The 4,142-nt window shown below is 26.8% G+C and carries 5 protein-coding genes; all 5 read left to right on the top strand.

Features of this window, described 5'->3' with window-relative positions; genetic code table 11:
• Window positions 1-2 precede the first annotated feature (2 nt).
• Window positions 3-335: a single-stranded DNA-binding protein gene (locus ACFDSN_RS11800; protein ID WP_375240058.1), complete on the top strand. Its 333-nt coding sequence runs from the start codon at window positions 3-5 to the stop codon at window positions 333-335.
• Between the two features lie 717 nt (window positions 336-1,052).
• Entirely contained in the window at window positions 1,053-1,484 is a 432-nt protein-coding gene (gene rpiB / locus ACFDSN_RS11795; protein ID WP_375240057.1) for a ribose 5-phosphate isomerase B, read from the top strand.
• 11 nt (window positions 1,485-1,495) lie between these two features.
• The gene (locus ACFDSN_RS11790; RefSeq protein ID WP_375240056.1) at window positions 1,496-1,939 is read left to right on the top strand and encodes a GNAT family N-acetyltransferase; all 444 of its coding nucleotides are present in this window, start codon (window positions 1,496-1,498) and stop codon (window positions 1,937-1,939) included.
• Window positions 1,940-2,015: 76 nt separating this feature from the next.
• Window positions 2,016-2,558, top strand: coding sequence for a hypothetical protein (locus tag ACFDSN_RS11785; RefSeq protein WP_375240055.1), 543 nt, complete (start codon window positions 2,016-2,018; stop codon window positions 2,556-2,558).
• 217 nt (window positions 2,559-2,775) lie between these two features.
• Window positions 2,776-4,142, top strand: a 1,367-nt coding sequence (locus tag ACFDSN_RS11780; RefSeq protein WP_375240054.1) for a class I tRNA ligase family protein, incomplete at its 3' end; no start/stop codon positions are given.

Raw genomic sequence — 4,142 nt, 5'->3', positions numbered from 1 at the left:
TTATGAATACGTTAAGAAACAAAGTACAGTTAATTGGAAACTTAGGAAACGATCCAGAAATTATTAATTTAGAATCTGGTAAAAAAATGGCTAAATTCTCTATAGCTACAAACGAAAGTTACAAAAACATAAAAGGAGAAAAAATTGTAGATACACAATGGCATAATATAGTAGCTTGGGGAAAAACAGCAGATATTATAGAAAAATACGTTTCTAAAGGAAAAGAAATTGCTATTGAAGGTAAACTAACCTCAAGAAGTTACGATACAAAAGAAGGTAATAAGCGTTACATTACAGAAGTAGTTTGTAACGAAGTTTTACTTCTTGGTAAATAATATTTTTTAAATTAAATAGTATAAAAAGCATTAAGAGTATTAAAACACTTTTAGTGCTTTTTTATTTTAAAATTATTTAATTCTAATAAATAGTAAAACAAACTTTAAAACTCATTTTCAAAGTTATCCACATATATATAATACATATTTACTTTTCTTTTAAAATTAAAAAAAAAATTGATGCTTATTATTGTTTGTTAATAGCGGTATAACTTTATAAATAATTATTTGTTTTAAAAGTTATGGGTTAAATTTTATCAAGAAATTAACAATAGTATTTATACTTAAAGTACTTAAAATTAAGTCTTTTATAAAAGCTATTAACAACTGTTAATAATGTTAACTAACAACTAATATTTAATAAGTATTTCTAAAAATTAGTTTTATAAACTATCTATTTAAGTCTAATAACTTCACTAAAATTTTTAGCTAACTTTTTTGGTTTTAAACTTTCAATTTTTGATTGGAATTTTAAATTTAGAAACCTAATAAAAGTTTTAAAAAATCATAAACACTTATTAACAAGTAATAAAAAATAGAACGTAGACTTATTAACATAGCTTTTTAATTAAAGTAATTAATAAAGTTTAAAATTAAAATTCTAGTTTAACTAATTCTATTTAATATAGTTATACTTATTACTAATTGTTATTTTTGTTGTTAATAACCTCAACCATTAAATTTTATTTAAATAAAATTTAAAAAATCACTTATATTATGACAATTTCTATAGGAAACGATCACGCAGGAACAGACTACAAACAAGCTATTGTAAAAGTATTAGAAGCTAAAGGTTTTACAGTTAATAATTACGGAACAGATAGTTTTGATAGCGTAGATTATCCAGATTTTGCACATAAAGTAGCTAAAGATATAGATACTAAAAAAGTAGATTTTGGAATTTTAATTTGTGGTAGTGCAAATGGTGTAGCAATGACAGCAAATAAATACACAAATGTTCGTGCAGGTTTATGTTGGACTAAAGAAATTGTAGGACTTATAAGACAACATAATAACGCAAATATATTATGTATTCCAGCACGTTACACAGCAATTCATCAAGCATTAGAAATGGTAGAAACTTTTTTTAATACAGAATTTGAAGGTGGAAGACACCAAAACAGAATTGATAAAATTTCTTGTAGTTAATAACAGTTATTATGTTAGAAATACAAGTAAAAACATTTAAAGAATTAACAAAAGATCAATTATATAATTTGCTACAATTACGAAGCGAAGTTTTTGTAGTAGAACAAGATTGTGTGTATCAAGATATAGATTACAAAGATCAAAAAGCCTTACACATTTTAGGAATTAAAGACCATAAAATTGTGGCTTATACGCGTATTTTTAAACCAGCAGATTATTTCGAATTATCAAGTATTGGTCGTGTAATAGTAAAAGAAGACCAACGAAAATTTAAATATGGTTACCAAATTATGGAAGCTTCTATAAAAGCTATAAAAGATCATTTTAATGAAACCGAAATAAAAATTTCGGCACAATGTTACTTAAATAAATTTTATAACAATTTAGGATTTAAAAACATAGGAGAAACCTATTTAGAAGATGGAATTCCACATATTGCAATGATTAAGAAATAGATTATTTATTACATTTTTAAATAGATTCTGCATCGTAGCGCAGAATGACAAATCCAAAAAGTAGTATATTCATAATATGAAATACATTTTAATTTTATTAGTTTCTTTATCTTTTTCTTGTAAAGAGGAAATAAATAAAAACGATACTCTTTTTGTACTAAAGAACAATTTACAAATTAAAGATTCAATTCAAAAACTAAAACTTTATAATCAGAAATTAGGAACTCTATATTTAGAAAAAAAAGAAAACACAACTATTATTACAATGACAATAGTTCCAAATTTCCCACATACATTAAATAGGGATTTTGATTATAGTTTTATAAAATTATATGATTTTCCATTTTTAGTTTATTCTAAACAAATTAATGTTTCAAAAATAGATTCTGATATAATAAAAAAAGAATTATTACAAGACAGTTTAATAAATTTTAATAATAGAGGCCTTTTTACAAACTATGCCTACTGGAAATTTATGTACTGTTCTGATAATCCATCTAAAATAGAATGTTATCAAAATAATCAAATTGAAAATTTTTATCAAGAATCTCAAAAAACAATAAATACAGATAATTTTATTCTGTTTGAAGAATCAAGTCTTTATCCTGATTGTGATTAAATTAACTTGATATTTTCTACATTAAGGATTGAAACGGTATATTTTTTCTATCTGATTGAGCTTAATCGAAACCTACATATAAAAATTAAATCGAAAACTTCAACTGAAGTATATCACAGAAATCACTACATTAACTTAACAAACATTTATTACAGCACATCATTTACTATTGTCGCAAAAATCCTTAAATTCGCACACTTACGACAAAAGATCTATTATGAGTACTAAATTTGCTGAATACAAAGGACTTGACCTACCAAACGTAGCTTCGGAAATTTTAAATTACTGGGAAGAAAATAACATTTTTGAAAAAAGCGTTACATCTCGCGAAGGCGCAGAACCTTATGTGTTTTTTGAAGGTCCGCCATCTGCAAATGGATTACCTGGAGTGCATCACGTTTTAGCACGTTCTATAAAAGATATTTTTCCGCGTTATAAAACAATGAAAGGTTACCAAGTTAAGCGTAAAGCTGGTTGGGATACACACGGATTACCAGTAGAACTTGGCGTAGAAAAAGAATTAGGTATTACTAAAGAAGATATTGGTACAAAAATATCTGTAGAAGAATATAACGAAGCTTGTCGTAAAGCTGTAATGCGTTATACAGATATTTGGAATAATTTAACTCAAAAAATGGGTTATTGGGTAGATATGGAAGATCCATATATTACTTACGAGCCTAAATATATGGAATCGGTTTGGTGGCTTTTAAAAGAGATTTACTCTAAAAAGCTAATGTATAAAGGTTATACCATTCAGCCATATTCTCCAAAAGCAGGAACAGGATTAAGTTCTCATGAGTTAAATCAACCAGGAACGTATCAAGATGTTACAGATACTACAATAGTTGCTCAATTTAAAGCCATAGAAAATACGTTACCAGACTTTTTAAAACCGTTTGATAACTTAAACTTTATAGCCTGGACAACAACACCTTGGACATTACCTAGTAATACAGCATTAACCGTTGGTCCAAAAATAGATTATGTAGTTGTTGCTACATATAATCAATATACTTTTGAACCAGTTCATGTTATTTTAGCTAAGAATTTAGTTGGAAAACAATTTGCTGGAAAAAATAATGTTCTTGTAGAAACAGTAGAAGAATTAAGCGCTTATAATTCTGGCGATAAAAAGATTCCATATTTTATCTGTACCGAATGTAAAGGAACAGATTTAGTAGATATTAAATACGAACAATTATTAGATTACGCTTTACCAAACGATAATCCTGAAAATGCATTTAGAGTAATTTTAGGAGATTTTGTAACGACTGAAGACGGAACAGGAATTGTACATACAGCACCAACTTTTGGAGCAGACGATGCAATGGTAGCAAAACAAGCTACACCAGAAGTTCCACCTTTATTAGTAAATGATGGCGATGATAATTTAGTACCTTTAGTTGACTTGCAAGGTAAATTTAGATCAGAAATGGGAGAATTTGCAGGTAAGTACGTTAAAAACGAATATTACGCAGATGGCGAAGCTCCAGAGAAATCTATAGATGTTGAGTTAGCTATTAAGTTAAAAACAGAAAACAAAGCCTTTAAGGTTGAAAAATACAAGCACAGTTATCCAAA

The organism is Aurantibacter sp., assembly GCF_042094015.1.
GTDB lineage: Bacteria > Bacteroidota > Bacteroidia > Flavobacteriales > Flavobacteriaceae > Aurantibacter.
The sequence above is the reverse complement of the archived record's forward strand: the minus strand, read 5'-3'. Positions and strand labels throughout refer to the sequence as shown.

Excerpts from the sequence above, each read along its gene's own strand:
- ACFDSN_RS11790 (WP_375240056.1), top strand. The coding sequence starts at position 1,496 with ATGTTAGAAATACAAGTAAAAACATTTAAAGAATTAACAAAAGATCAA.
- ACFDSN_RS11785 (WP_375240055.1), top strand. The coding sequence starts at position 2,016 with ATGAAATACATTTTAATTTTATTAGTTTCTTTATCTTTTTCTTGTAAA.
- rpiB (WP_375240057.1), top strand. The coding sequence starts at position 1,053 with ATGACAATTTCTATAGGAAACGATCACGCAGGAACAGACTACAAACAA.
- ACFDSN_RS11800 (WP_375240058.1), top strand. The coding sequence starts at position 3 with ATGAATACGTTAAGAAACAAAGTACAGTTAATTGGAAACTTAGGAAAC.